Annotated in this window: 1 protein-coding gene; it reads right to left on the reverse strand. The window is 70.0% G+C overall.

Annotated elements, in window-relative coordinates:
• Window positions 1-427, reverse strand: a 427-nt coding sequence (locus tag JK363_RS41690) for an ATP-binding protein (RefSeq protein WP_443726320.1), incomplete at both ends; no start/stop codon positions are given.

A 427-nucleotide genomic window follows, 5' to 3' on the forward strand; every position in this document is an offset into this window, starting at 1 on the left:
GGCCAGCAGCGAGTCCCACGCCGGACCGATCACGCTGCCGGACTCCACGCCCGCGTCCAGGCGGATGCCGGGGCCGGTGGGCGGGGCGAAGGTGGTGACGGTGCCGGGGGCGGGCAGGAAGTTGCGGCCCGGGTCCTCGCCGTTGATGCGGAACTCGAAGGAATGGCCGCGCACCGCCGGGTCGTCGTAGCCGATGGCTTCGCCGTCGGCGATACGGAACATCTCGCGGACCAGGTCGATGCCGGTGACTTCCTCGGTGACCGGGTGCTCGACCTGGAGGCGGGTGTTGACCTCCAGGAAGGAGATGGTGCCGTCGCTGCCGACGAGGAACTCCACCGTTCCGGCGCCGACGTATCCGGCTTCCTTCAGGATGGCCTTGGAGGCGCGGTAGAGCTCGGCGTTCTGCTCCGGGCTCAAAAACGGCGCG

The organism is Streptomyces coffeae (assembly GCF_016741875.1).
Lineage (GTDB): Bacteria > Actinomycetota > Actinomycetes > Streptomycetales > Streptomycetaceae > Streptomyces > Streptomyces coffeae.